Origin of the sequence: Gordonia cholesterolivorans (genome assembly GCF_039531975.1) — a bacterium.
GTDB classification, from domain to species: domain Bacteria; phylum Actinomycetota; class Actinomycetes; order Mycobacteriales; family Mycobacteriaceae; genus Gordonia; species Gordonia sihwensis.
The window spans coordinates 131,376-157,690 of the sequence record NZ_BAAARB010000006.1 but is presented as its reverse complement, the minus strand read 5'-3'; the positions used below and the strand labels follow the sequence as shown (position 1 = coordinate 157,690).

The following is a 26,315-nucleotide window of genomic DNA, read 5'->3' as shown; positions in this document are numbered from 1 at the left end:
CGTGCCTGCTCCTGCCGAGGTGTGCGGCGATAAGGTTTCTGCCATGCCGTACTTGACTCTCACCGAAGACGCCGCCGAGTTGTACCTGGGTACCGAGGGCATGGAACTGGACGAGGCGAATCCGGAGAACCGCTTCGGCCGTGAGTGGATGGCCCGGGTGTCGGAGCTGACCGATGAGGCCGTCGCCGCGAAGAAGCCGCTCATCATCAGCGCCACCGGCAAGTTCTTCACCAACGGCCTCGACACCGATTACATCTTCTCCGGTGCGGAGCCGCTGCCGGCGTATCTCGATGCCGTCCACGCCCTGTACGCGAAGGTGGTGACGGCCGCGACGCCGACGATCGCGGCGATCAACGGCCACGCGTTCGGCGCCGGAGCGATGCTCGCCCTCTGCGCCGACTACCGCATCATGCGCTCCGACCGCGGGTTCTGGTCGCTGCCGGAGGCGGCGCTGAACATGCCCTTCCCGCGCGGGATGGCGGGTCTGCTGCGCACGCGTGTTCCCGATGCGACCCTCACCGAGGCGATGCTGACCTCCCGCCGCTACGGTGCCGCCGACGCCGTCGCCGGCGGGATCGTCGACGAGGCGGTCGAGGCCGACCGCCTGCTCGACCGCGCCCGCGAGGTCGCCCGCGAGCGCGCGTCCTTCGCCGGCGACAACCTCGGTGCCGTCAAGCGCGCGCTGCGACTGCCGCTGTTGGAGGACCTCACCGCCCCGACCCCCGAGACACTGCTGTGAGTTCTCCCGTGATCGACGCCTGGCTCGCATCGAATCTCGGCCGCGTGGTGGCGTGGCGCCGGGAGATCCACGCCGAACCCGAGCTGTCGATGGCCGAGTTCGCGACCACGGCGAAGGTCGTGCAGATCCTGAGCGATGCGGGCCTGTCCCCGAAGATCCTGCCGAAGGGCACCGGGGTGGTCTGCGATCTGGGGCCGGCCGACAAGCCGCGCATCGGGCTGCGCGCCGACCTGGACGGGCTGCCGATCCCGGAGCAGACCGGACTTCCGTTCACCTCGCGGGTGGAGGGTGTCTCCCATTCCTGCGGGCACGACGCGCACGCGGCCATTCTGCTCGGCACCGGGCTGCTGCTGTCCGAGTTCGCCGAGACCGGCGGCGAACTGCCGTTCGGGGTCCGGCTCCTGTTCCAGGCGGCCGAGGAGGTGATGCCCGGCGGTGCGCTCGACGCGATCGACGCGGGAGTCACCGACGGGCTCACCAGGATCTTCGCGCTGCACTGCGATCCGCACCTGGCGGCCGGAACGGTCGGTCTGCGCGCGGGTGCGCTGACCTCCGCGGCCGATCGTGTGGAAGTGCATCTGCGCGGGCCCGGCGGGCACACCTCGCGTCCGCATCTGACCGCCGACCTCGTGTACGCGATGGGCACCGTCATCACCGGGCTCCCCGGACTGCTGTCGCGCCGGGTGGACCCGCGCTCGGGCACCGTGATGGCATGGGGTGCCGCGCATTCCGGTGACGCCCCCAACGCGATCCCGCAGGAGGGGCGCTTGCGCGGAACGGTCCGGACCGGCGACCGCGACGTGTGGCAGGACCTCGAGCCGCTGGTGCGGAGCATCATCGGCGAACTGGTGTCGCCGCTGGGAGTCACCTACGACTTGACCTATGTGCGCGGTGTTCCGCCGGTGGTCAACGACCCGCACAGTGTCGCGATGCTGCGCCGCAGCGTGGAGGCCATCGGTCCGGCGGCAGCGGTCGACACGCCGCAGTCGCCCGGCGGCGAGGACTTCGCGTGGTATCTGGAGTCGGTGCCCGGCGCCATGGCCAGGCTCGGAGTGTGGACCGGCGTCGGCCAGCAGTGCGATCTGCACCAGCCGAACTTCGACATCGATGAGCGCGCGCTCGGCGTGGGCGTCGCGACGCTCGCGGGAGTCGTGCTCTCCGGAGAGCTGGACTGAGCGGCCGAAAAATTTTGGCTCCCGCAACGGCCTCTCAGACCGCTCCGGGAGCCAAAATTCTTCCCGACCGCGGTCAGCCTTCGTTGTCCATCGGCTCCGCGGGCCCGGGACCCACGTTGCGCGCCTCGTGCAGGCGCAGCCGCTCGACGTAGTCCGCGGGCGCGCCGGCGATCTCGGCCGCATCGGCCATCACGCCGAGATACCGCGCGGACGGCAGACCGCCCTCGTAGCCGTCGATGACGTACAGCCACGCCAGTACCGGTCCGTCGGCGGTGTCGACTCGCGCGCGGATCTTGCGGTGCACGCCGAGTTCGGTGCCCTCCCAGCGGTCGAGGTTCTTCTCGTCCTCTGCGGTGACGTCGTAGAGCACCACGAATACGCGCGCGTCGGGATTGTCGCGGTCCTCGGTCACGGTGGCGAGCGAACCCTCCCAACCGATGTCGTCGCCCGCGAAGGTCAGCCGCCAGCCGTTGAGCCATCCGGTCGAGGCCATCGGCGAGTGCGGAGCCCGCTCCAGCATCTGGGCAGGGTCCATGTTCGACGCGTAGGCGGCATAGATCGGCACGTCGCCAGCCTATTCGGTCGGTGGCCGATGAGGGAACACCGGCCGGTCCGGGCGGCGCGCGCAGCAGCCAGGGGATAAGTTTGTTCACGGAGTCCAGAGTCGTGTCTAAGGAGTGTGCACAGTGGCGAAGATCGTGATCATCGGTGGTGGGCCGGCCGGCTACGAGGCGGCCCTGACCGGTGCGGCCTACGGCGCGGAGATCACGGTCATCGATTCGGACGGGATCGGCGGCGCGTGCGTGCTGTGGGACTGCGTTCCGTCGAAGACGTTCATCGCGTCCACCGGAATCCGCACCGAGGTGCGCCGTGCCGTGGACCTCGGCATCAACATCGCCACCGACCAGGCGATGGTGACCCTGCCGCAGATCCACCAGCGGGTGAAGGATCTGGCCTTCGCGCAGTCGGCCGACATCCGTTCGCGTCTCATCAGCGAGGGCGTGACGATCGTCAATGGAACCGCACGGCTCGGTCGGACGGGAACCGGAATCGGAGCGCACGAAGTGGTGGCGACGCTCGCCGACGGCACCACCGAGACCTACGAGAGCGACGTGGTGCTCATCGCCACCGGGGCGTCGCCGCGGATCCTGCCGACGGCGCAGCCGGACGGGGAGCGGATTCTCAACTGGCGCCAGCTCTACGACCTGGCCGAGCTGCCCGAGCATCTGGTGATCGTCGGATCGGGTGTCACCGGCGCCGAGTTCGCTCACGCGTACACCGAGCTGGGCGTGAAGGTGACGCTGGTGTCGAGCCGGGACCGCGTGCTTCCGCACGAGGACGAGGATGCCGCGCGCGTCCTGGAGGAGGCCTTCTCCGAGCGCGGAGTGACCCTCATCAAGTACGCGCGCGCCGACCGGGTGACGCGCGATGAGGACTCCGCCACCGTGCACCTCGCGGACGGCAAGGAGGTGACGGGCACCCACGTGCTGATGACGGTCGGTTCGGTCCCCAACACCGGTTCGCTGAACCTGGAGGAGGCGGGCGTGGTGACCGATCGGGGCGGGTACATCACCGTCGACCGGGTCTCCCGCACATCGGCGCCCGGCGTGTACGCCGCCGGCGACTGCACGGGGGTGCTGCCGCTCGCCTCGGTGGCCGCCATGCAGGGACGCATCGCCATGTACCACGCGCTCGGCGAGGGCGTGAGCCCGATCCGGCTCAAGACGGTGGCGTCGGCCATCTTCACCCGGCCCGAGATCGCCAACGTCGGTGTCTCGCAGAAGGCCATCGACGCGGGGGAGTACCCGGCGCGCACCGTGATGCTGCCGCTGTCGACCAATCCGCGCGCCAAGATGAGCGGTCTGCGCCGCGGCTTCGTCAAGATCTTCTGCCGCCCGGCGACCGGCGTGGTGATCGGCGGCGTGGTGGTCGCGCCCAACGCTTCGGAGCTGATTCTGCCGATCGCGATCGCCGTGGAGAACAAGTTGCAGGTCTCGGAGATCGCACAGACGTTCTCGGTGTACCCGTCCCTGTCGGGATCGATCACCGAGGCCGCCCGCCAGCTCGTCCGGCACGACGATCTGGATTGAGCACCTGGCGGGAACTGCTGGGGCGCGACAACCGCGCGCCGATGGTGGTGATGGCGGGCGGCGTGGCGCTGTTCGCGATCAACGTCTACCTGACCACCTCGCTGCTGCCCAGTGCGGTCGCCGACATCGGCGGTCAGGACCTGTACGCCTGGACGATGACCGTCTTCCTGGTGGTCTCGGTGATCTCGTCGATGTTGGTGAGCCGCTGGCTGGCCGGGCTCGGGGCCAGGCGGTCGTACGTGTGGGCCTTCGCGCTGTTCGCTGCGGGCACGGTGGTCGCCGGCGCGTCGCCGACCATGACCGTGATGCTGGTGGGCCGGGCCCTGCAGGGATTCGGGGCCGGTCTCCTCGGCGGCCTGGGCTTCGCGGTGGTGCGGTTGGTGCTGGCTCCTCATCTGTGGCAGCGGTCCATCGCCCTGATGTCGGCGATGTGGGGAGTCGGCAACTTCGTCGGACCCGTGGTCGGCGGATTCTTCGCCCAGATCCACTTCTGGCGTGGGGCATTCGGCCTGCTCACCCTCCTGGCGCTGGCGCTGATCGCGATGACGCTTCGGGCGCTTCCCGCACGGCGCACATCCGGTGAACCGGCCGCCGCGGTTCCGTGGATGTCGCTGGCGTTGCTGACGACGGCGGTCGGAGCGATCAGCGTGGCCTCGCTGGTGCACGGGATCGCGACGTGGACGCTGCTGGCCTTCGCCGTGCTGGCGGGCCTGGGCTTCGTGGGCTGGGAGCGGCGGGCGAGTTCCCGAGTGCTGCCGGAGACGACCTATCGGGGCCGGTCGCCGCTGCGATGGATCTACCTGGCGATCCTGGTTCTCGCCGCGGTGTCGACGGTGGAGACCTTCCTGCCGCTGTTCGGGCAGCGGATCGGCGGGCTCGGGCCGCTCGCCGCCGGTTTCCTCGGAGCGGCACTGTCCTGGGGATGGACGGTCGCCTCGATCTCCGCGAGCGGAATCGAGAGCGAGCGCGGGCGGCGAGCGGTCCGGATCTGCGGTCCGCTCCTGCTGGGGTCGGGGCTGATCCTGTACGGCCTGCTGCAGATGCGCGACCCCTCGCCCGGCGTGATCGTGGCGTGGTACGCGGTGCTGTTCGTCGGCGGCTGCGGCATCGGCATGGCGATGGCGCACTGGTTCACCGCGGGTCTGCGGGTCACCGATGACGAAGCGGAGGCCGCCCAGGCGTCGGCGGGACTGAACACCAGCCAGCTGATCGCGAACGCCTGCGGCTCGGCGCTGGCGGGTCTGCTGGTGGCTCTGGGCGGCCCCGACATCGTGGGATCGGCCAGGGTCCTCAGCTTCGGTTTCGCCGCGTTGGCCTTCTGCGGCATCGCGGTCGCGCTGCGGGAGTTCGCCGTCGACCGCCGCATGCGCGAGCCCGATTCGCCTACGCGGCGAGGAGGTCGTCGATCTGGTTGATCGCCGCCGAGGCTCCCTCGATGATGCCCATCTCCAAGACCTTCTGGAGGTTCTCGGCGCTCTCGTAGGTGGAGGTGAAGACAGCGCGCGTGCCGCTGTCGGTGGCCTCGAAGACGTAGCGGTTCTGCGACACCGGCATGCCGTCGAGCGGCTTGAGTTCGGCATCGGCGAAACCGTCCTCGAAGGTGAACGACGACATCGGGTCGATTGTCTCGAAGCGCCACCAGCCCCCGAACTTCTCACCTTCGGGACTGGTCATGTAGTAGGTGGCGCGTCCGCCGGGAGTGAAGTCGTGCTCGACGAAGGTCGCCGGGTACTCGGGCGGTCCCCACACCTTCTCGAGTCGGCGCGGGTTCTCGTACACCTCCCAGACGCGCTCCACAGGCGCGGCGAATTCGGCGGTGATGGTCAGGGTGAGAGCGTCCGTGTCGGTCTGGACGTCGATGACAGGCATGGCTGGTCCTCAGGGTCGATGGTCTCGTGGGATGTCAGAGGGATCGGTGGTGTCGGTCGTCGGGGCCGGGGATGCGGCGAGCAAGTCGTCGACGCGGGCGATGCGGCCCCGCCAGATCTGTTCGATGTCGGAGAGCATCGCCGACACCGAGCGCACAGCGTTCACGTCGCCGGACGCCATCTGCTGGCGGCCCGCACGGCGTTTCACCAGCAGACCGGCCCGTTCGAGGACGGCGACGTGCTTCTGTACCGCGGCGAAGCTCATGTCGTACTTCTCCGCCAACGCGGTGACCGAGTGCTCGCCGGCCAGCACCCGCCGGAGGATGTCCCGCCGTGTGCGGTCGGAGAGGGCGTGGAACAGCGCGTCAGCGCGGTCCTCGTCGTCCTCGGTCACCTCTCAAACATACAACTAATCGGTTGTATGTCAATGGCTCATGCCAGATCGAAACTGTGCGTCACCGCGCGGTTCCAGCCCTCGAAAAGCCGTGTGCGGTCGGACTCCGACATCCGCGGTTCCCACCGCCCGCCGCGCGCCCAGTTGTCGCGGATCTCATCGGTGCTCGACCAATAGCCGACGGCGAGGCCGGCCGCGTATGCGGCGCCCAGCGCGGTGGTCTCGTTCACCACCGGCCGCACCACGGGGACATCCAGGATGTCCGACTGGAACTGCATCAACAGCTCGTTGACGACCATGCCGCCGTCCACCTTCAGCGTCTGCAGGTGCACGCCCGAGTCGGCCTGCATCGCCTCGATCACCTCGCGCGTCTGGTACGCGGAGGCCTCCAGGACGGCGCGTGCGATGTGCGTGCGGTCGGCGAACCGCGTGAGCCCGACGATCACGCCGCGCGCATCCGGTCGCCAGCGGGGCGCGAACAGCCCGGAGAACGCCGGGACGAAGTAGACGCCCCCGTTGTCGTCGGCTCGGCGGGCCAACTCCTCCACCTGGGCGGCCGTGTCGATGATCCCGAGGTTGTCGCGCAGCCATTGGACCAGGGAGCCGGTGACCGCGATCGATCCCTCCAGCGCATAGCGTGCCGGCTCATCGCCCAGTCGATAGCAGACGGTGCTCAGCAGGCCGTGTTTGCTGAGCACTGCCTCGGTGCCGGTGTTGAGCAGCAGGAAGTTGCCGGTGCCGTAGGTGTTCTTCGCCTCGCCGGGTTCCAGGCAGGCCTGGCCGAACATCGCGGCCTGCTGGTCGCCCAGGATGCCGCCCAGCGGCACATCTGGGAGGGAGCCCGAGGTCCGCAGGCTCCCGATCACACCGGAGCTCGACCGGATCTCGGGAAGCATCGACATCGGGATGCGCAGGTCCGCGCAGATCTCCGGATCCCATTGCAGCGTATGCAGATCCATCAGCATGGTGCGGGACGCATTCGTCACGTCGGTGACGTGCAGCCCGCCGTCGACGCCGCCGGTCATGTTCCACGCCAGCCAGCTGTCCATCGTTCCGAACAGCAGGTCGCCGGCCTCGGCGCGATCGCGGGCGCCCTCGACGTTGTCAAGGATCCACGCGACCTTCGGCCCGGCGAAGTACGTCGACAGCGGCAGCCCGGTCCGCTCGCGATAGCGGTCGACGCCGTGCTCGCCCGCGAGTTCCTCGCACAGCGCATCGGTGCGGGTGTCCTGCCAGACGATCGCGTTGTGGATCGGAGTGCCGGTGTGCCGATCCCAGACGACGGTGGTCTCCCGCTGATTGGTGATCCCGCATGCCGCGATGTTCCCCGGATGCAGCTGCGCCGCCGCCAGCGCGGCGGCGGCCACGCGACGGGTGTTGCGCCAGATCTCCATCGGGTCGTGCTCCACCCAGCCGGCGCGGGGAAAGATCTGTCTGTGCTCCACCTGCTCGCTCATCATCACAGACCCCTTGCGGTCGAAGATCATCGCCCGGGTGGACGTGGTTCCCTGATCGATTGCGGCGACGTACTGAGCATCCGATTTCACGCCGTCAAGTCTGGCATGACGGCCGGTTACCCTCGGGTAGTCTTGCGAAATATGGAGAGCGAGTTCAATCCGGATCGGCCCGCCGACCTCAGCCCCGCCTATCGCGACGAGGCCTGGCGCAGACTGGGCTCTGAACAGTTCGACATCGTGGTCGTCGGCGGCGGAGTGGTCGGCGTCGGCGCGGCGCTCGACGCGGCCACTCGCGGTCTTCGCGTGGCGCTCGTGGAGGCCCGCGACATCGCGTCCGGCACCTCGAGCCGCTCGTCGAAGATGTTCCACGGCGGGCTCCGCTACCTGGAGCAGTTCGAGTTCGGTCTGGTGCGGGAGGCGCTGCGTGAACGCGAGCTGTCGCTGCGTCTGCTCGCTCCGCACCTGGTGAAGCCGCTGCCCTTCCTCGCTCCGCTCACGCGCCGCTTCTGGGAGCGCCCGTACATGGCCGCCGGACTGTTCCTCTACGACCGGATGGGCGGCGCCAAATCGGTTCCGGGACAACGGCACGTGTCGCGGTCGGGTGCGCTGCGCGTGGCGCCGAGCCTCAAGCGCGATTCGCTGATCGGCGGCATCCGGTACTACGACACGGTCGTCGACGACGCCCGTCACAGCCTCACCCTCGCCCGCACCGCGTCGCAGTACGGTGCGGTGATCCGGACCTCGACGCAGGCCGTCGGCTTCCTCACCGAGTCCGACCGGGTGATGGGCGTGAAGGTCCGCGATTCGGAGACGGGGGAGACCACCGAGGTGCGCGGACACTGCGTCATCAACGCGGCCGGGGTGTGGACCGACGAGGTGCAGGCACTCTCGAAGCAGCGCGGTCACTTCAAGGTGCGTGCGTCCAAGGGAGTGCACATCGTGGTCCCGCGCGACCGGATCGTCTCGGAGACTGCGATCATCCTGCGGACGGCCAGTTCGGTGCTCTTCGTGATCCCCTGGGAGACGCACTGGATCATCGGCACCACCGACACCGACTGGAACCTCGACCTCGCGCATCCCGCCGCCACGCGTAAAGACATCGACTACCTCCTCGACCGGGTGAACCAGGAACTGGTGACCCCGCTGACGCACGACGACATCGAAGGCGTGTACGCCGGGCTGCGGCCGCTGCTCGCCGGTGAGGACGACGAGACCTCCAAACTCTCCCGCGAGCATGCGGTGGCCGTCGTCGCACCCGGCCTGGTGTCGATCGCGGGCGGCAAGTACACCACCTACCGGGTGATGGGGGCCGACGCCGTGGACGCCTGCAACGATTACATCCCCACCCGTGTCGCACCGTCGATCACCGAGCGGGTGCCGCTGGTGGGGGCCGACGGCTACTTCGCACTGATCAACCAGTGCGAGCACCTGGGGCAGCGGTTCGGCCTGCATCCCTACCGGATCCGGCGGCTGCTGAACCGCTACGGCTCACTGCTCGACGACGTGCTGTACTACGCCGACGCCGACGAGTCGCTGCTGCAGCCGCTGCAGGCGGCACCGCAGTACCTGCGGGTCGAGATCGTCTACGCGGTGTGGGCCGAGGGCGCACTCCACCTGGAGGACGTGCTCGCCCGTCGCACGCGGATCGCGATCGAGTACAGCCACCGCGGGGTCGACTGCGCGCAGGAGGTGGCCGAGTTGATCGCCCCGGTCCTGGGATGGGACGAGACGAGGGTCGCCACCGAGGTCGCGACGTACAAGGCGCGGGTGGACGCCGAGATCGCCTCGCAGCGCCAGCCCGACGACGCCTCCGCCGATGCGCTGCGCGCCGCGGCACCGGAGGCGCGCCGCGAGATCCTCGAACCGGTTCCCGTTCCGGACTAGCGGCGAATCCGACTCACGTCGCCCGGCTCACAGACCAAGTGCCCTGTACAGCCCGGGCGGTCTGGGCCAGACTGGGGCCATGAGTACGCAGCCGGTGGAGAACCTGAGCAACGAACAGTCGTGGGAACTGCTGGAGGGCAGCGTCCTCGGCAGGCTGGCGGTCTGCGTCGACGGGCAGCCGGACGTCTTCCCGGTGAACATCTACGTGTCGAACGGCAAGATCCTGTTCCGGACCGCGGAGGGCACGAAGCTGGCCGAGCTCGCCGTCAACGACCGAGCAGTGATCGAGGTGGACGCCTTCACCAGCCGGATCGGCTGGAGCGTGGTGGCCAAGGGGCGCGCCCGCATCCTCCGAGACTCCGCGGAGATCGAAGCGGCCGACCAGACCCCGCTCAACCCCTGGATTCCCACGGTGCGGACGACGTACGTGGAGATCGCCGTGGAGGAGATCACCGGCAGGCGGTTCGTCTTCGGGCCCGAGCCCGACCACGAGATCCGCTGATCCGGTTCACCCGGCCGACTCTGCGGCGAAGGCGCCCTCGGTGATGATCGCCCCGGCGTCGAGTGGGCGTGTCACCGACCAGGTCTCGGTGAAGACGCACTTCGACATCTTCCATTCGCCGTTCTCGACGACGTACTCGTCGTCGTATTCGCCGGTGGCGATCGTCTCGGTACGGTCCGACAGGTTGAGCTGTCGGAATCGCAGCGTCCACCGGCCGATCGCAGACGACTCACCGGTGAGCCGGATCTCCGGGTGCATCCCGTGGTGCATGTCGAGGATGGCGTGGCGACCGTCCACCTTGTGCAGTGCCACCTGAGTGAAGATCCGCGCCATCGGCTCGACGTCGTCGAACGCGCCGAGGCGGCCGTAATCGATCCGGGCGCCGGAGGCGATGAAGGCGTCACGGAATCCGCGGGGATCCTTGGCGTCGCAGGCGCGCCAATAGCGGTACTTGAGTTCCTTGATCGCTTCGATCTTCTCGAGTGCGGCCACGCGCTGTTCGATGTCCATTCGTCCTCCTGACGTCGCGGTGCGGGTCGACGCCTGGGGCCGACCGGTCTTGCGCCCGACCCTAGGGGTTCGGCGCATCCGCGTCACCGTGTCTGACATCGCGGACACACATAGATGCTGCGCTCGGCCGGCGGCTCGCCCAGCATCCCGCGTTCGACGGCGGTACCGCATCTGCGGCACGGGCGGCGGTCGCGGCCGTACACCCACAGTTCCCGGCCGCGGCCGGTGGCGCCCGTGGTGACGCGGGCGACGCGCAGCCGGTTGGCCGTCAACAACCGGTGCGCGAGGTCCACCAGTGGCGGCAGGTCGACCGCGGCCGTCGGTGTGGCCGGGTGCACGCGCCGCATGAAGCAGAGTTCGCTGCGATACACGTTGCCGACACCCGCCAGATTGCGCTGGTCGAGGAGAGCGATGCCGATCGGGGTATCGGGGGCGGCGGCCAGATTCTCGACGGCGCGAGCCGCATCCCAATCGTCGCCGAGCAGGTCCGGGCCGAGATGGGCGACCGCGGGGCCGGGATCGGCGAGCAGTTCCAGGACGCCGAGATCGAAGCCGACGGCCTCGATGTCTCCGGCACGCAGCACCACTCGTGCGGTGTGCCACGGCCTGCGCCACTTCGCACCGATGGCGTGCACGTCCCACAGGCCCTCCATCATCAGATGCGAGTGGATCGAGACCGGGGTGCCCGAGGGACGCCGCAGATCGATGAACAAGTGCTTTCCCGCCGACCGCACGGACTCGACGCGCGCACCGGACAGGTCGGTGGTGGCGTAGCGAGGTACTCGGAAGTCGCTGTCGCTCAGGGTTTTTCCGACGAGCGCGGTGCGGAGGCGGTGCGCCGCACGGAACACGGTGTCGCCTTCGGGCACCGCTACCGGCTCCTCGGGTCGTAGTTCATCCGCAGCCCCCGGGGCGTGGTCGCGAAGCCGGAGGCGACCAGTCGGTCACCCAGCGGTGTGCGGCGTACCGGCTCGCCGTCGACCTGATCGATGTGGATGCGCGGCACCGCCCCGGTGGTGACCGCGTGCGACAGCGCCGCCGCGGCCGCCTCGAGGATCTCGGTCTCGGCGGTGAAGGTGAGCACCGTCTTTCCGCCGCGCTCGATGAACACCGCGGCGCGTCCGCCCACCAGGATCACGACCGCTCCCGGCTTCCGGCCGGGCCGATGCCCCGATTCGACGGCTCGCTCGGGCCAGTCGAGGGCCGCACCGTACGGATTCGCCGGATCGGTGGCCGCGAGCACCACCGCCGCGCACCGTTCCTGGCGTGCGACGACAGCCGACTCGCGCAGGATGTCGACGGTGTGACCGGCGGCGAACTGCGCGCCTCCCAGCCCGTCGATGTAGTACCCGCGCCGCACCTGGCCGTTGTCCTCGAAGACGCCGAGCGCCTTGTAGATTCGCGCGAACCCGCCCTCGGTCGATTCGGCGGTCACGGCTCCCTTCGTCACCACGCCGTAGCGGTCGAGAAGCACCTCGCAGGTGGCAGCGGCAGCGGTGGTCGGATCGACGGCGATGCGACGGATCACCGACCACCGCCCCCCGACCGTGGGCGGCGTGGCTGCCGCACCCGCAGCACCCGCCAGATACTGCGACGACAGCCGCGCGGCGCGCAGACGCGGCGGCCGACCGCGAGTCCGGTGGGCGGAGGTGGCCGACGATCGTGCGCTGCGCGGCGGGTTCAGCGCGGCGCGGACCACCGAGAACGAGTCGTTCGTGATGAGCCCGGCCCAGACGAGATCCCACAGCAGGTCCGGCAGTTCACCGTCGGGGATCGCGTGCTCTGCGTTGTTCAGCGCGTCGGACAGCTCGCGGAAGCGCAGGGCCCCGCCCCGGTCGAGAGCGGTCCGGACCGCGTCCTGCGCGGGAGTCAGTTCGGTGTCCTCGGCGGGCCGGAGGGTGAGTGCGGCGGCGTCGGCCAGATGCAGGGCCACCCAGCCGTCGGCCCCGCCGATGCCCCCGTGTCCGGACCAGATCACCTCGCCGGAGGCGGTCAGCTCATCGAGCATCGACGGCCGGTAGTCCTCCACCCGGGCCGGCAGCACCAGCGTCTCCCACGCCGACGCCGGTATCGGCTGTCCGGCGAGTTGCTCGACGACGGCCGCGACGCCGGCGGCGCCGCGCAGCCGTGACTTCCCGGTGACGTGCTGCCAGCCGAGCAGGAATCGGTTGTACGCCTCGGCGCTGACCGGCTCCACTTCGGCGCGCCCGGCCGCCAGCGATCCGCGGCGGAGCTGGGTGAGGACGTCGGAATGGCACCACTGGCTCGGGGTGCGCCCGGTCTGCGGTTCGGGCGGGAGCGGAATGAACTCGCCCTCGATCACCGTTCGTCGCGCCGCGAGCTCTTCAAGGGTCCGGGTCACCACCGCGGGCGCCATGCCGAGAGCTTCCGCGACATCGGCGGTGGTGAACGGTCCGTGGGTGCGGGCGTAACGGTGCACCAGGTCGGCCAGGGGATCGGCGACAGGCTGGAGGTAGGCGGCGGGGACGCCCAGCGGGAGCGGTATGCCGAGGCCGTCGCGGAGGCGCGCTGCGTCGTCGACCGAGGCCAGAGCGGTCGCGCCGCGGAAGGGCACCTCGATCAGGCGGCCGTCGGCGACGAGTCGCTCGAGCACCTCGTCGAGCGGAACGGCGAGTGGGTCGTCGCCCCGGTAGCGTTCGGCGATCTGTCCGGGTGTGCACGGTCCCAGCCATCGCAGCAGGTCCACCACATCTTGATCGTCGCGCGCCCGCCGTTCCGGAGCCGTCCGCTGGAGCCGTGCGACGACCTCCGTGATCACTGCGGGATCGAGCAACTCACGCAGGTCGACGCGGCCGAGGAGCTGGGCGAGCAACGCGGTGTCGAGGGACAGCGCGGTCGCCCGGCGTTCGGCGAGCGGGGCGTCGTCGTCATAGATGAACGAGCCGACGTAGCCGAGCAGCATCGAGGCCGCGAAGGGCGACGGCGTGGACGTCTCGACCTCGGTGATCCGGATCTTGCGCTGCATGATGCGGGTGAGGACGTCCACCAGCGAGGGCAGGTCGTAGACGTCGGAGAGGCATTCGCGGACCGTCTCGAGAATGATCGGGAAATCGCTGAAGCGCGACGCCACCGCCAGCAGCTGGGCGCTGCGCTGCCGCTGCTGCCACAGCGGGGCACGCTTTCCGGGATCACGGCGCGGAAGCAGCAGCGCCCGCCCGGCGCACTCGCGGAACCGCGACGCGAACAGTGACGAATCGGCCAGCGCGCGTGTGACGTCCGCTTCGATGTGCTCGGGGTCGAGGAGGAAGACGTCGGCCCCCGGCGGATCGTCATCGGTGTCGGGGAGGCGCACGATGATGCCGTCGTCGGTGGCAGTGGTGGCCCCGTCGATGCCGAGACGTGCCGAGAGCTGCGCGGCCACGGCACCGGCCCACGGTGCGTGGACCCGCAGGCCGTAGGGGGAGTGCAGCACCAGCCGCCAGTCGCCGAGCTCGTCGCGGAAGCGTTCCAGTACGAGGGTGCGGTCGGTCGGGAGCACGCCGGTGGCATCGCGCTGCTGGGCGATCAGCGCGGACAGGTTGCGCTCTGCATTGGCACTGAGCCCGAGTTCGGCGGCGAGTGCGGCGAGCTTCTCCTCATGGCCCGCGATCCCGATGAACTCACCGATCGCCGCACCGAGCTCGGCCGGACGACCGACGGCGTCGCCGATCCAGAACGGCAGCCTCCCCGGCATGCCGAACGCGGGCGAGACCAGCACCCGATCGTGTGTGATCTCCTCGATTCGCCAGCTCGACGCGCCGAGGGCGAACACGTCGCCGACCCGTGACTCGTAGACCATCTCCTCGTCGAGCTCTCCGACCCGGCGGGGTTGGCCGCTTTCTGCGCGGTCGGTCCCGCCCACGAGGAAGACGCCGAACAGCCCGCGGTCGGGGATGGTCCCGCCGGAGGTGACCGCCAGACGCAGGGTGCCGCGCCGGGCGGTGAGCCGCCCGGCTGCGCGGTCGTAGTCCACCCTCGGGCGCAGTTCGGCGAATTCGTCGGACGGATACCGGCCGGATATCAGATCGAGGACGGCGTCGTACACGTCGCGGGTGAGGGTCCGATACGGCATCGCGCGCCGGACGGTCGCGTACCAGTCGTCGACGTCGAGATCGTCGACGGCGGTCGCCGCGATGGTCTGCTGGGCGAGGATGTCGAGCGGGTTGGCCGGTACCGAGAGCGCCTCGATGCGGCCGGCGAGCATTCGCTGCGCCACCACCGTGCAGTGGATCAGGTCGGTGCGGTGCTTCGGAAACAGCACGCCGCGACTCACCTCGCCGACCCGGTGTCCGGCGCGGCCGATGCGCTGCAGCCCGGCCGCGACGGACGGCGGGGCCTCCACCTGGATCACGAGGTCGACGGCACCCATGTCGATGCCGAGTTCCAGTGAGCTCGTTGCGACCACGCACCGGAGCCTGCCGGATTTCAGATCGTCCTCGATCTGTGCACGCTGCTCTTTGCTCACCGAGCCGTGGTGGGCGCGGGCGAGGACGGCGGGCGCGCCCGCCGTGTCTCCACTGGCCGAGACGTAGGCGGGCATCCCGCCGGGCACTGTCGGGTTCGGTCGGTCCGGGTCGAACTCGATGCCCGCGCGTTCGGCGGCGATCTCGTTCAGCCGGGCGGTCAGACGTTCGGCGAGACGACGAGAGTTCGCGAAGACGATCGTCGAGCGATTCTCCTCGATGCGGTCGACGATCGCCGACTCCACGTGGGGCCAGAGGGAACCGGCGGTCGGGGAGAAGGCGTCGTCGAGATCGTCCGTCCCGGTGTCCGGCGGCGGGATGGCGGTCATGTCCTCCACCGGCACGTCCACGGAGAGGTCGAAGGTCTTCGCCGCAGGCGGCTTCACGACGGTGCAGTCGCCCTCGCCCGCCAGGAACTCGCCGACGAGTTCCTCGGGCCGCACGGTCGCTGACAGCCCGATGCGCTGCGCGGGCCGCTCGAGCAGCGCATCGAGCCGTTCGAGCGAGAGCGCCAGGTGCGTGCCCCGCTTGGTCGCTGCGACGGCGTGCACCTCGTCGACGATCACCGTCGTCACCGTGGCGAGGGTCTCGCGCACCGAGGAGGTCAGCATCAGGTAGAGCGATTCGGGCGTGGTGATCAGGATGTCGGGCGGATGGGTCTGCAGCCGTCGGCGGTCGGCCGCCGAGGTGTCCCCGGACCGGACTCCGACCGTGATCGACGGTGCGTCGAGTCCCATGATCTGCGCCGCGTGCGCGATGCCCACCAGTGGTGCCGACAGGTTCCGCTCCACGTCGACGGCGAGTGCCTTGAGCGGTGAGATGTAGAGGATCCGGACACCCGGAGCGGTGCCCGCACTGCCGCCGGTCGCGGCGTCGATCCGCTCGCGGTACAGCGAGTCGATGGCCCACAGGAAGGCTGCGAGGGTCTTGCCCGACCCGGTCGGAGCCACGACGAGGGTGTTCTCGCCGCGGGCGATCGCCGTCCACGCACCGGATTGGGCTCGGGTCGGCGCGCCGAACGCGTCGCTGAACCACCGCTGCGTGGCCGGATGCATGCTCCGAAGGATCTGACTGCCCGATGCCACACTCCCATTCAAGCGCACACCTGTGACACTCAGCGGATTGCGGCCGGCGGTACACTCAGCGGGCCGATGCGGTTAACCCGGTGCGAATCCGGGGCGGTCGCGCCACTGTGAGCGGTCCGCCGACGACGCCGTCGGACTGCGAGCCAGACAGTCGCATCGGTGTGAACAATGCCGACCCCGGGCGCGTGATCCGGGAGAACAGGACGTCGACGATGACCGCATCCACCGCAACGCAGGGCGTACGTTCCCTCGCCGTGCCGAACCTCTCCGCCGCGAGCGCGGCCCTCTGGCTCACCGCCACCGTGGCACTCGCGGCGCTCGCCTACTACTTCCTGGGATACGACCAGGGCGCGGTGTCGGTGTTCGGCAGCGACACCCATGTCCACGAGTTCGTGCACGACGCACGGCACTTCCTCGGCTTCCCCTGCCACTGAGCCGGGGAGACAACAGAACAATGGAGCGCAGATTCACCGGCGCAGGCGTGCTCGCAGGCCTGATCGCCGGACTGGTGTCGTTCGTCTATGCGCGGATCTTCATCGAACCGCAGGTGCGGCTGGCCATCGACTACGAGGAGGAGCGGTCGCACGCCGAGTCGATGCTGTCCGGCGAGCATGCACACGAGCAAGAGATCTACAGCCGAACCGTCCAGGAGAACATCGGTGCGGGAGTCGGCACGGTCGTCTTCGCCGTCGCGATGGGCGCCCTGTTCGCCGTCGCGTTCACAGTTCTGTGGGCCTACGTGGGACGTCGGTGGCCGGCCGCGGACCCTCGGGCGGTCGCAGCGGGGCTGGGTGCCGTGGCCTTCGTGGCCGTGATCGGCGTCCCCTACTTCGTCTACCCGCCCAACCCGCCCGCGGTCGGCGAGGAGGACACCATCGGAGCGCGGTCGGGCGCCTACCTGACGCTGACGCTGGTGTCGGTGGCGCTGATGGTCGTCGCGGTGATCCTCGGCTGCCGGCTCGCGGACCGGATCGGCGGACTGTGGTCGGGTGTCACCTCCGCGGTGGTGTACCTGGTCGGTGTGACCATCACGGCCGCGCTTCTTCCCGAGTTCAAGGAGATCCCCGGTCCGGTGATGGACGGCGACCGGATCGTCGGCGCCGGATTCCCCGGACAGGTGGTGGCCGACTTCCGGGTGTACGCGATCGCGAACCAGGTACTTCTGTGGACGGTCCTGACCGTGGCGTTCGTCGCGCTGCTCGGCGTGATGATGCGCCGGTCCAAGACTTCCGACCGCACGCTCGCGGAGGTCGGCGCCTGACGTCGGTGCATCTGGTGGTCGCCGCGCGGACCGCACCCAACAGAGCGGTCCGGTTCGGCGGCGAGCACGACGATCTCGACTCGCGTGGCCGCCGGGATGCGGCGGCGCTCGCATCGCGGCTGCCCCGGGCCGGACGGGTGATCGCCGGACCCGAGAGATCGGTGACGCAGACCGCACGCCTGGCGTGCGGTCTGTTCGGCGTCGACCCGCGACTGGCGTCGCTCGACGTCGGCCGCTGGCGGTCGACCGCGCCGGAGTCGGTCGACCCGGCGCAGTTGGGCGCCTGGTTCGGCGATCCCCTGTGGTCGGGCCACGGCGGTGAGTCGGTCGGCGCGTTCGTGGGTCGGATTCGCGGCGTTCTCGCCGCGCTCGCCGCGGGTGGGCCGGCGACGCTCGTGGTCGCGGGCCCGGTCGCACAGGCCGTGCTCTGCGAGGACGCCGCGAGCTTCTTTGCGGCCGACGTGTGCCCGGGCGGGCTGTACACGGTCACGCTCTGACGTCGCGGAGCAGGTGCGACGTCGATGTCAGAGGGCCGTGCGACCATCGGCCGCATGGACGAGAGTTGGAGCGGCGACGGCGCGGACGCGCACCTGGTGATTCCGGCGGACTGCATCGCCTGGTGCCGGAACCAGCCCTACGCCGAGACGGTTCTCGAGGATGTCGTCGAAGTGGATCTCGACTGGTGGAACGAGCGCCTGGCTCAGTGCGAGATCCCGGCGCAGGTCAGCGGGCGCGATGCGGACGGAACGCAGGTGTGGAAGGGCACCGCGTACCTGCGTCGGGGCGATCTCGAGCCGGGTGTGCACGGAATGGGCCTCGGTGACGAACCGGAACTCGATCGCCTGTACATGTGTGCCGCCTGGCTGGCCGAGCACCCGCTGCGCGGCGGTGTCCGCCGATTCGTCGACGTCCGGTCCGGGCGGGATGCGGGCACGCCGTTCGCCGCGGTCGAGCGTGCGCTCGTCGCCTGCCGGCGCGCTCCGGCACTGATCGACGCCGCGGCGTATCGGGACTGGTCGGGATGGCCGGTCGCTCCTGGTGTGGGCCACGTCCTGATGTCCCTGTACTGCTGGGCGATCCACTCCGGGGCACCCGACCGTCCGCAACTGCTGGATGCTGCCAGCGCCGGCAGTCTCACGTGGAACGGCTGGCTTGTCGCGTCGTCGGTGTCGCACTACTCCGTCCGCAGATACGTGCGGTACAACTCCCTGCTTCACCGCTGGGCCGCGCAGGCGGGCGTGGCGCCGGAACTGGTCGAGATGTGGCTCAATCGGCAGTGGCACAGTCGCCTGGCCGAGGCCGCCGTACGGGACGGATCGGCGCTGTGACGAGCCGGTCGACTGAGGGCGTCGACCTACCGGGTCGGTGACACGATGCGCTACCGTCAGACCTAAGTGAAACGTGTTCCAGTTTGGAGGCTTGATGTTCGAGTGGTCTGAGGAAGATGTGATGGTCCGCGACGCTGTGCGCGGCTTCATCGACAAGGAGGTCCGGCCCAATCTGGAGGGTCTGGAGTCGGGGTCGCTCCCGCCGTACGACATCCTCCGCAAGATGCTGGCGACCTTCGGGATGGACTCGATGAACGCCGAGAGCCTGGAGAAGGAGCTCGCAGCCGAGGAGGCGGGCGAGCCGCGATCCTCGGGCGGCGGATCGAACAGTCTCGCCAACTCGATGTTCCTGATCCTCAACATGGAGATGGCGGGGGTCAGCCTGGGCCTCATCGCGTCGATGGGCGTCTCACTGGGCCTGACGGTCTCGACGATCCGCAGCCGCGGCACCCTGGCGCAGAAGCGTCGCTGGCTTCCGGAGCTGGTGACTATGGAGAAGGTGGGGGCGTGGGCCATCACCGAGCCCGACAGCGGCTCGGACGCGCTCGGCGGGATGAAGACGACGGTGCGCCGCGACGGCGACGACTACATCCTCAACGGCAACAAGACCTTCATCACCAACGGCCCGTACGCCGACACCATGGTGGTCTTCGCCAAGCTCGACGAGGGCGACGGCACGCCGATGCGCGATCGCAAGGTGCTCACCTTCGTCCTCGACAAGGGCATGGAGGGACTCACCCAGGGCAAGCCGTTCAAGAAGATGGGCATGATGAGTTCGCCGACCGGTGAGCTGTTCTTCGACAACGTCCGGGTGGGCCGGGATCGTTTGCTCGGAGAGACCGAGGAGACCGGATCGGACAAGCGGGGCGGCGACAGCGCGAAGGCCGGATTCACCGCCGAGCGGATCGGCATCGCCGCGCTGTCCCTGGGCATCATCAACGAATGCCAGCGGCTCTCCATCGACTACGCCAAGACGCGCACCCTGTGGGGACAGGAGATCGGAAAGTTCCAGCTAATTCAGCTCAAGCTCGCGGAGATGGAGATCGCGCGGCTCAACGTGCAGAACATGCTCTTCGTCGCGATGGAGGCGGCCAAGGCCGGCAAGCCGCCGACACTGGCCCAGGCGTCCGCGATGAAGCTGTACTCCTCCCGGGCGGCGACCGAGGTCGCGATGGAGGCGGTGCAGCTCTTCGGCGGCAACGGCTACATGGCCGAGTACCGCGTGGAGCAGCTGGCGCGCGATGCGAAGTCGCTGATGATCTACGCCGGGTCGAACGAGATCCAGGTGACCCACGTGGCGAAGGGACTGCTGGCGCAGTAGGGCGCGCGACCGAACCACATCGACTCCGACCGATGCCCGCAGGGGAACCTGCGGGCATCGTCGTGTCCGGCGGGCGGTGCGCCGCCCTCCACTTCGTGCCGGCCGTCCTACGAACGGCCGATATGTCGCAGTTTTTGTGCTGGCAGCACGCAATTCGGGACGTATCGACAGCTCGATGAAGCGTTCGCCCTCGTCGGATCCATACATTTATCGGACGCTGTCGCGGCGCCCTCCCACCTGATCCCGCGCCGCGAATCGAGGAGGCTGTGTTGAAAACCAAGATCGTGCTGCGACGACTCGCAGCGGCAGGGGCGATCGCTGCGCTGGGCGCGGTCGGCGTGATGTCCGGATCGGGTGCGGCGGACGCCGACACCGTCGGTCCGGCGAAGGGCAGCAGCAGTGCCGTGAACTTCTCCCGCGAGATCAGCGGACTCAAACTGGTCGACGGCAAGGTGCCCAACGGAGAGGTCATCACCGTCACCAACCGGCTCGACCGCAAACTCGCATGGCTCATCTACTGGGTCAAGGACACGCACCCGACGTGCATGGAGGCCGTGCCCAACACCTCGGTGTGGAAGGTGAGCGGCAAGACCTACACGAACAATCCGAACGTCTCCGGCGCCATGAAGCCCGACGAGTTCTCCTCCGGTCCGGGATGGGCGAAGATCGACGCGCCCGCGGCCAACTCCTGGGAGAGCATCGCCTGGTCGCAGGACTACCTGCTCAAGTGCGACGTCGGGGTGCTGAACACCGGCGGACTGCAGTACTCGACCACCTGGGTGGGCGACAACGGCGACCATCCGAACGTCGGCCCGAACATCGAGGTGACGCGCGGCGTTCCCGGGATCTCGGTGAACCCGAAGGATGCGATGGCCGACAACGACGTCGAGATCACCGTCAAGAACCCCGACGGCCGCCCCGGCGACAAGGTGGTCCTCACCGCCGACGGCAAGTCGCTCGACGGTTGCGGCAACCTCGAGCTCGACGGTGACCGCCGCGTCAGCTGCACCTGGGTGCCGAAGAAGGCCGGGACCTACCCGCTGCGCGCCGTCATCTCCAGCGCAGAGCCGGTCACCGTGACCGAGAGCGTCTACGTCTCGGCCAGCCCGGCGAGCGGCAGTCTCGGTGGAAGCCTCGGCAGCGGAAGCGCCGGCATGGACACCGGAAGCATCTACACGGGCAGCCTCGGATGAGCGCGCATACCAACACCTCGAGAAAGCAGACGAACATGTCGACAATCAGACGGACAGTGGCGGTCGTGGGCAGTTGCGCGGCGGCTGCCGCGCTGGCGGGAATCGGCACCGGTGCGGCGGCCGCCGACACCGTCGGCCCCGTCAGCGGTGAGAACGACACCGTGAGTTTCCAACGATCGGTCGAGGGCGCCACCCTCGTCGACGGCAAGGTGAAGGTCGGTGACACGGTCACCATCACGAATCGGATCGACCGGAAGATGTTGTGGCTGGTGTACAGCGTGCGCGACAATCATCCGTCGTGCTTGCAGGCGGTGCCGAACACCTCCGTGTGGACGGTCTCGGGCGGGACCTACACGAACAATCCGGACGGTCCCGGGACCAAGAAGCCCAACGAGGTGACCTCCGGCGACGGCTGGGTGATGATCGATGCGACCGGTGGCGGTTCGTGGGAGGCCAAGCCGCTGATCTGGACGCAGGACTACGTGGTCACCTGCGCTCCTGGCACCCTGAACACGGGTGGTCTGCAATGGTCGACGACCAACGCGTTCGAGAAGAACAACAACAAGCCCGATGTCGGTCCGACCATCACGGTGGTCCCGGCGTCGTCGCCCGGTGGCGGGGACGGTTCCGGTGGAGACACCGGCAGCGGCGGCACGGGTTCCGGCGGTGACGGCTCGGGCGGCGAGGGCACGGGCGGTGCCGGCGGCAGTTCGGGGTCGGGTAGCTCCGGGTCCGGAAGCCTCGGGTCCGGCAGTCTCTCGAACCTCTTCGGATGATCAGGAGCAATCAGATGAGCAGACTCAACAGACCTGCGCTCGTCGCCCTGCTGTCGACGTCCGCGGCGATCATCGCAGGGACCACGGCGGCCGGGGCCGCGGGCGCGGAGACGATGACGCCGGTGACCGGCGGCAACGACACCGTCAGCTTCTCGCGGACGGTCGGGAGCGCGGCCTTGGTCGACGGCAAGGTGAAGGTCGGTGACACGGTCACCATCACGAATCGGATCGACCGCAAGTTGGGGTGGCTGGTGTACAGCGTGCGCGACAATCATCCGTCGTGCATGAAAGCGGTGCCGAACACCTCCGTGTGGACGGTCTCGGGCGGGACCTACACGAACAATCCGGACGGTCCCGGGACCAAGAAGCCGAACGAGGTGACCTCCGGCGACGGCTGGGTGATGATCGATGCGACCGGTGGCGGTTCGTGGGAGGCCAAGCCGCTGATCTGGACGCAGGACTACACGGTGGAGTGTGCGCCGGGCACGCTGAACACCGGCGGCCTGCAGTGGTCCACCACCAACGTGTTCGAGAAGAACAACAACCAGTCGAACGTGGGCCCGACCATCACCGTGGAAACACCCGCCCCCAAGACCGCGTCGGCCACGGCCGTGTCGGTGACGCCGGCGCCCAAGGCCGGTGAGACCTCGACTGTGAAGGCGACGGTCACGGCCGGCGGCAGCGGCGCCACCGGCGGCACGGTCGAATTCTTCAACAACGGCGCCTCGATCGGAACCGGGACCGTCGCCGCGGGAGTCGCGACGACGAACTGGAAGCCCGCCGCGGGTGGCGCCTACTCGCTGAAGGCGGTCTATTCGGGAACCGCGACCATCGAGGCGTCCAACGCGACGATCACGGGCACCGTCGCGGCAGCCGACCCCGAACCCGAACCCGGTGCGCCGGTGATCGCGGTCAACGGATCGCCCAAGGTCGGCACCGCAACCCCGGTCGTGGTGACGTCCGACGCATCCGAGGGCAGTGCGGTCACACTCACCGCGAACGGTGCCGCGATCTGCTCCGGGCTCGTCCTCGCGAACGGCAAAGCCACCTGTCAGTGGACTCCCACGACCGCCGGTGCCGTGGAGTTGAAGGCCGTGGTGGGCGCGAAGTCGTCGATAAGGAACCTGGTCGTCGAGGCCGCCGGCGGCGGCGACCCCGGTGACGGCGGAGGCGATCCGGGCGGTCCCGGTGACGGTGGCGACCCCGATCCCGGCACCGGCGGCGACGGCGGCAGCACGGGCAGCCTGGGCGGCGGCAGCCTCGGTGGCCTGTTCGGCGGGAGCCTCGGCGGGCTGTTCGGCGGCATCACCGACGCGGTCGGCAGCAGCAACTGAGCGACGCCGACCACCGATAGACACGAGTGCCCCGGACCATGAGGTCCGGGGCACCCGTACTCGAAGGGGAAGCCTCAGGCGTCGACGGTGGCGGCGACCTTCCGGTAGTCCAGGAAGGCGTCGTCGACCTCGCCCTTGCGAAGCTGCTTGACGTCGGCGGAGACCGCCATGGTCATGGTCCACGGGCTCTGTGTGCCCTGCTTCGGCAGACGGTCGAGGGCCCGCTTGACGTATCCGGCGCCGAAATCGAGCAGCGGCCGGGTCTCCATGCCGGGATCGGCCACCGGCCGCACCGAGCTGTAGCCGCCCTGGTCCATGTGGGTCAGCATGCGGCAGAAGTACTCGCACAGCAGGCCGATCTTCAGCGTCCACGACGAGTTCGTGTAGCCGATCGCCAGCACCCAGTTGGGCACGCCGGACAGCATCACGCCACGGTAGGCGACGGTCTCGGACAGGTCGATCGGCTCGCCGTCGCGGCTGAGCTCCATCCCGCCGAACAACTGCAGGTTGAGACCGGTGGCCGTGACGATGATGTCGGCCTCGAGCACCTGACCGGACTCGAGTTCGATGCCGTCGGCGACGAACCGCTTGATCCGGCCGGTCTCGATGGACGCGGTGCCCTTCTTGATCGCCTTGAACAGGTCGCCGTCCGGGACCACGCACAGCCGCTGGTCCCACGGGTTGTACGGCGGGTTGAAGTGGGTGTCCAGGTCGTAGTCGCGGGGGAGGAGCGCCGCATTGGAGGCGCGGATGACCCTGCGCGCGACGCTCGGGTAGCGCTGGCAGAACTGGTACACCAGCTTCTGCTGGAAGATGTTCTTCTGACGGCTCAGCCGGTAGCCGCGCTCGGCGCCGAGCGTCTTCTTGAGCGCGTTGGAGATGGCGTCCTCGCGGGGAAGCGGGATCACGTAGGTCGGCGTGCGCTGGAGCATCGTGACGTGGGCGGCATCGCCCGCCATCGAGGGGACCAGGGTGACGGCGGTGGCGCCGGACCCGATGACGACGACCTTCTTGCCCCGGTAGTCGAGATCCTCGGGCCAGTGCTGCGGATGGACGATCTGCCCCGCGAAGTCGTCGCTGCCTGCGAACTCCGGAGTGAAGCCCTCGTCGTAGTTGTAGTAGCCGGTGCCCGCGAACACCCAGCGGGTCTTGACCTCGGAGGTCTCGCCCGTGTCGTTGTGCTTGACGGTCAGGGTCCACAACTGCTCGGCCTCGGACCAGTCGGCCGACACCGCGCGGCGGTTGAACGCGATCTTCGACTCCAGGCGGTCCTCGGCGACGGCCTCACGCAGGTAGTCGAGGATGCGGGGTGCGTCGGCGATGGCCTGGGGATCGCGCCACGGCTTGAACTCGTACCCGAATGTGTTGAGATCGGAGTCGGAGCGGATACCGGGGTACCGGAACAGATCCCAGGTACCGCCGATGGAGTCGCGTGATTCGAGGATCACGAAGCTCTTTCCGGGATGCTCGGTGGTGAGGTAGTGCGCGGCGCCGATTCCGGAGATGCCTGCGCCGAGGACGACGACGTCGAGCGGCTGCTCGCTCAAAATCGAGTCGGCGGTGGCCGATGTGCCCGTCGATTCGGTGGTCATGGTGTTCCTTCTCGTCAGGAGGGCTGAACCTTCGATACCAATGATCGTTGTAACCGTCGATGAAAAGCAAGGATGAATCGCACCAGCATGGCCGCAGTCGGAGTGCATAATCAACCATATGGCGTCTGACGAGGCAGAACTGGCCGAGCCCAGTCGCGAGGTGGCCGACCTCATCCGGGCCGGGGTGGAGACGGTTCTGAACGCTCCGCCCGAATGGATCGCCGATATGAACCACGCCGCGATGCACCCCGCCGGGATGGAGCGCGTCCTCGTGGATGCGGATCTGCGAGAGGTCGCCCTGCGGATCAACGAGGGCAATCTCAACCACTGGGCTCGAAGCAACCTGGCCGATCCCGGCGCACGGGTGAGCGTCAACCTCAACGAGGAGACGATCGGCTTCGTCCGCGATCTGGTCAGGCGCGGATTCGACGCCGGTGCGCTCGACTCGTTCCGCACCGCGCAGAACACCGCCTGGCGGCTCTGGATGCAGATCTGCTTCGGTCTGACCTCGGACGCGAGACTGCTGCGGGAGCTTCTCGAGGTGACCTCGGTCTCGATCGCCACCTTCATCGACGACACGGTGGCCGAACTGACGCACCAGATCGACGTCGCCCGCGCCGAACTCGCTGGCGACAACCACGCCCAGCGGCGTGCTGCGGTCGCGCTGATCCTGGAGGGTGCGCCGATCGCGCCGGCCCGCGCCGACCTCGCTCTCCGATATTCGATCGAAGGACCGCAGTCGGCGATGGTGATCTCCGGGGACGCCGGGCTGGCACCTGACGATCTGGAGGCCGCCTGCGAGGCGATCATGGTCGCCTCCGGCGTCGGTCGCCGTCTCACCGTCCTGGCCGGGGCCTCGGAACTGTGGGTGTGGCTGCCGACCGATCGGCTGGTGGTGGACGCGGCCCTCGCGGCGCACCCGCATGTACGGGTGACGGCCGGCTCGCCCGGCGCGGGTCGAGAGGGGTTCCGCCGCAGCCACTTCGAAGCACTCGAAGGACAGCAACTGCTGACCAGGCTCGGCTCGACGGCGCGGTTCGCCGCATACGACGATCTCGCGTTGCTGGCGGCGATGACGCGCGATCTGACACGGCTGGACGCCTTCGTCGCGCACACCCTCGGCGATCTGGCGTCCGCCGACCGCGGTCTCCACGAATCGGTTCGGATGTGGTTCGCCTGTCAGTGCAACGCGAGCGCGGCCGCCGCACGCCTGTACACGCATCGCAATACCGTGGTCCGGCATGTGGCGCGTGCCCAGGAGTTGCTGCCGCGGCCGCTGGAGACGAACGCCGTCGCCGTGGCGGCGGCGCTCGAAGCGCTGCGGTGGCGCGAGTAGGGGCGCG

The 26,315-nt window shown here is 69.0% G+C and carries 23 protein-coding genes and 1 riboswitch; of the genes, 15 read left to right on the top strand and 8 right to left on the bottom strand.

The window, feature by feature from the left end; all coding sequences use genetic code 11:
* Positions 1 to 43 precede the first annotated feature (43 nt).
* Positions 44 to 739: an enoyl-CoA hydratase/isomerase family protein gene (locus ABFX36_RS08050; protein WP_006896523.1), complete on the top strand. Its 696-nt coding sequence runs from the start codon at positions 44 to 46 to the stop codon at positions 737 to 739.
* A complete protein-coding gene (locus tag ABFX36_RS08045; RefSeq protein WP_039867450.1) occupies positions 736 to 1,914 on the top strand; it encodes an amidohydrolase in 1,179 nt (392 codons plus the stop codon). The genes ABFX36_RS08050 and ABFX36_RS08045 overlap by 4 nt, the downstream gene beginning before the upstream one ends.
* Positions 1,915 to 1,987: 73 nt before the next feature.
* On the opposite strand, the gene ABFX36_RS08040 is transcribed toward ABFX36_RS08045, so the two are convergent.
* Positions 1,988 to 2,479, bottom strand: a complete 492-nt coding sequence (locus tag ABFX36_RS08040; protein WP_006896521.1) for a gamma-glutamylcyclotransferase family protein — start codon at positions 2,477 to 2,479, stop codon at positions 1,988 to 1,990.
* Positions 2,480 to 2,600: 121 nt separating this feature from the next.
* Between ABFX36_RS08040 and ABFX36_RS08035 the strand changes: the two genes are divergently transcribed.
* Together ABFX36_RS08035 and ABFX36_RS08030 are read left to right on the top strand one after the other, a co-directional pair.
* Positions 2,601 to 4,004: an NAD(P)H-quinone dehydrogenase gene (locus ABFX36_RS08035; RefSeq protein WP_006896520.1), complete on the top strand. Its 1,404-nt coding sequence runs from the start codon at positions 2,601 to 2,603 to the stop codon at positions 4,002 to 4,004.
* Complete coding sequence (locus ABFX36_RS08030; protein ID WP_346075814.1) at positions 4,001 to 5,419, top strand: MFS transporter; 1,419 nt, start codon at positions 4,001 to 4,003, stop codon at positions 5,417 to 5,419. Before ABFX36_RS08035 ends, ABFX36_RS08030 begins: the two co-directional genes overlap by 4 nt.
* On the opposite strand, the gene ABFX36_RS08025 is transcribed toward ABFX36_RS08030, so the two are convergent.
* The 3 genes from ABFX36_RS08025 to glpK are packed head-to-tail and all read right to left on the bottom strand — an operon-like array spanning position 5,388 to position 7,813.
* Positions 5,388 to 5,873: an SRPBCC family protein gene (locus ABFX36_RS08025; RefSeq protein WP_346075812.1), complete on the bottom strand. Its 486-nt coding sequence runs from the start codon at positions 5,871 to 5,873 to the stop codon at positions 5,388 to 5,390. The genes ABFX36_RS08030 and ABFX36_RS08025 overlap by 32 nt on opposite strands.
* A 9-nt stretch (positions 5,874 to 5,882) precedes the next feature.
* Positions 5,883 to 6,266 carry an ArsR/SmtB family transcription factor gene (locus ABFX36_RS08020; RefSeq protein WP_006896517.1) on the bottom strand — a complete coding sequence of 128 codons (384 nt, stop codon included), beginning with the start codon at positions 6,264 to 6,266 and terminating at the stop codon, positions 5,883 to 5,885.
* A gap of 38 nt (positions 6,267 to 6,304) precedes the next feature.
* On the bottom strand, positions 6,305 to 7,813 hold the full coding sequence (gene glpK, locus ABFX36_RS08015; RefSeq protein ID WP_082781277.1) for a glycerol kinase GlpK: 1,509 nt from the start codon (positions 7,811 to 7,813) through the stop codon (positions 6,305 to 6,307).
* 51 nt (positions 7,814 to 7,864) lie between these two features.
* Here glpK and ABFX36_RS08010 point away from each other — a divergent pair, with 51 nt between their 5' ends.
* The gene (locus ABFX36_RS08010) at positions 7,865 to 9,607 is read left to right on the top strand and encodes a glycerol-3-phosphate dehydrogenase/oxidase (RefSeq protein ID WP_062367050.1); all 1,743 of its coding nucleotides are present in this window, start codon (positions 7,865 to 7,867) and stop codon (positions 9,605 to 9,607) included.
* Positions 9,608 to 9,686: 79 nt separating this feature from the next.
* A complete protein-coding gene (locus ABFX36_RS08005; RefSeq protein ID WP_045539388.1) occupies positions 9,687 to 10,109 on the top strand; it encodes a pyridoxamine 5'-phosphate oxidase family protein in 423 nt (140 codons plus the stop codon).
* A 6-nt stretch (positions 10,110 to 10,115) separates the two neighbouring features.
* Here the strand turns inward: ABFX36_RS08005 and ABFX36_RS08000 are convergent, their stop codons facing one another.
* The 3 genes from ABFX36_RS08000 to ABFX36_RS07990 all read right to left on the bottom strand — a co-directional run bounded on the left by ABFX36_RS08000 (position 10,116) and on the right by ABFX36_RS07990 (position 16,137).
* Positions 10,116 to 10,619, bottom strand: a complete 504-nt coding sequence (locus ABFX36_RS08000; RefSeq protein WP_045539390.1) for a nuclear transport factor 2 family protein — start codon at positions 10,617 to 10,619, stop codon at positions 10,116 to 10,118.
* Between the two features lie 83 nt (positions 10,620 to 10,702).
* Positions 10,703 to 11,488, bottom strand: coding sequence for a DNA-formamidopyrimidine glycosylase family protein (locus tag ABFX36_RS07995; protein WP_045539391.1), 786 nt, complete (start codon positions 11,486 to 11,488; stop codon positions 10,703 to 10,705).
* Positions 11,489 to 11,490: 2 nt separating this feature from the next.
* Positions 11,491 to 16,137, bottom strand: coding sequence for an ATP-dependent helicase (locus ABFX36_RS07990; protein WP_062367046.1), 4,647 nt, complete (start codon positions 16,135 to 16,137; stop codon positions 11,491 to 11,493).
* Positions 16,138 to 16,241: 104 nt separating this feature from the next.
* Positions 16,242 to 16,317, top strand: a riboswitch (cobalamin riboswitch).
* 62 nt (positions 16,318 to 16,379) lie between these two features.
* Here ABFX36_RS07990 and ABFX36_RS07985 point away from each other — a divergent pair.
* The 8 genes from ABFX36_RS07985 to ABFX36_RS07950 all read left to right on the top strand — a co-directional run bounded on the left by ABFX36_RS07985 (position 16,380) and on the right by ABFX36_RS07950 (position 23,380).
* A complete protein-coding gene (locus ABFX36_RS07985) occupies positions 16,380 to 16,601 on the top strand; it encodes a CbtB domain-containing protein (protein ID WP_006896510.1) in 222 nt (73 codons plus the stop codon).
* Between the two features lie 20 nt (positions 16,602 to 16,621).
* Positions 16,622 to 17,428, top strand: coding sequence for a CbtA family protein (locus ABFX36_RS07980; protein ID WP_346075807.1), 807 nt, complete (start codon positions 16,622 to 16,624; stop codon positions 17,426 to 17,428).
* Positions 17,429 to 17,433: 5 nt separating this feature from the next.
* Complete coding sequence (locus ABFX36_RS07975) at positions 17,434 to 17,925, top strand: histidine phosphatase family protein (protein WP_006896508.1); 492 nt, start codon at positions 17,434 to 17,436, stop codon at positions 17,923 to 17,925.
* 24 nt (positions 17,926 to 17,949) lie between these two features.
* A complete protein-coding gene (locus ABFX36_RS07970) occupies positions 17,950 to 18,756 on the top strand; it encodes an 8-oxoguanine DNA glycosylase OGG fold protein (protein ID WP_006896507.1) in 807 nt (268 codons plus the stop codon).
* Between the two features lie 94 nt (positions 18,757 to 18,850).
* Positions 18,851 to 20,077 (top strand): acyl-CoA dehydrogenase family protein, encoded by a 1,227-nt coding sequence (locus ABFX36_RS07965; RefSeq protein ID WP_006896506.1) that lies wholly within the window; start codon positions 18,851 to 18,853, stop codon positions 20,075 to 20,077.
* 266 nt (positions 20,078 to 20,343) lie between these two features.
* A complete protein-coding gene (locus ABFX36_RS07960) occupies positions 20,344 to 21,270 on the top strand; it encodes a hypothetical protein (RefSeq protein WP_006896505.1) in 927 nt (308 codons plus the stop codon).
* A 35-nt stretch (positions 21,271 to 21,305) separates the two neighbouring features.
* Positions 21,306 to 22,046, top strand: coding sequence for a hypothetical protein (locus ABFX36_RS07955; RefSeq protein WP_039867447.1), 741 nt, complete (start codon positions 21,306 to 21,308; stop codon positions 22,044 to 22,046).
* Between the two features lie 14 nt (positions 22,047 to 22,060).
* Complete coding sequence (locus ABFX36_RS07950) at positions 22,061 to 23,380, top strand: Ig-like domain-containing protein (RefSeq protein ID WP_006896503.1); 1,320 nt, start codon at positions 22,061 to 22,063, stop codon at positions 23,378 to 23,380.
* 74 nt (positions 23,381 to 23,454) lie between these two features.
* Here the strand turns inward: ABFX36_RS07950 and ABFX36_RS07945 are convergent, their stop codons facing one another.
* Positions 23,455 to 24,972 (bottom strand): flavin-containing monooxygenase, encoded by a 1,518-nt coding sequence (locus tag ABFX36_RS07945; RefSeq protein WP_006896502.1) that lies wholly within the window; start codon positions 24,970 to 24,972, stop codon positions 23,455 to 23,457.
* Between the two features lie 118 nt (positions 24,973 to 25,090).
* Between ABFX36_RS07945 and ABFX36_RS07940 the strand changes: the two genes are divergently transcribed.
* A complete protein-coding gene (locus tag ABFX36_RS07940; RefSeq protein ID WP_006896501.1) occupies positions 25,091 to 26,308 on the top strand; it encodes a PucR family transcriptional regulator in 1,218 nt (405 codons plus the stop codon).
* Positions 26,309 to 26,315: the final 7 nt, after the last annotated feature.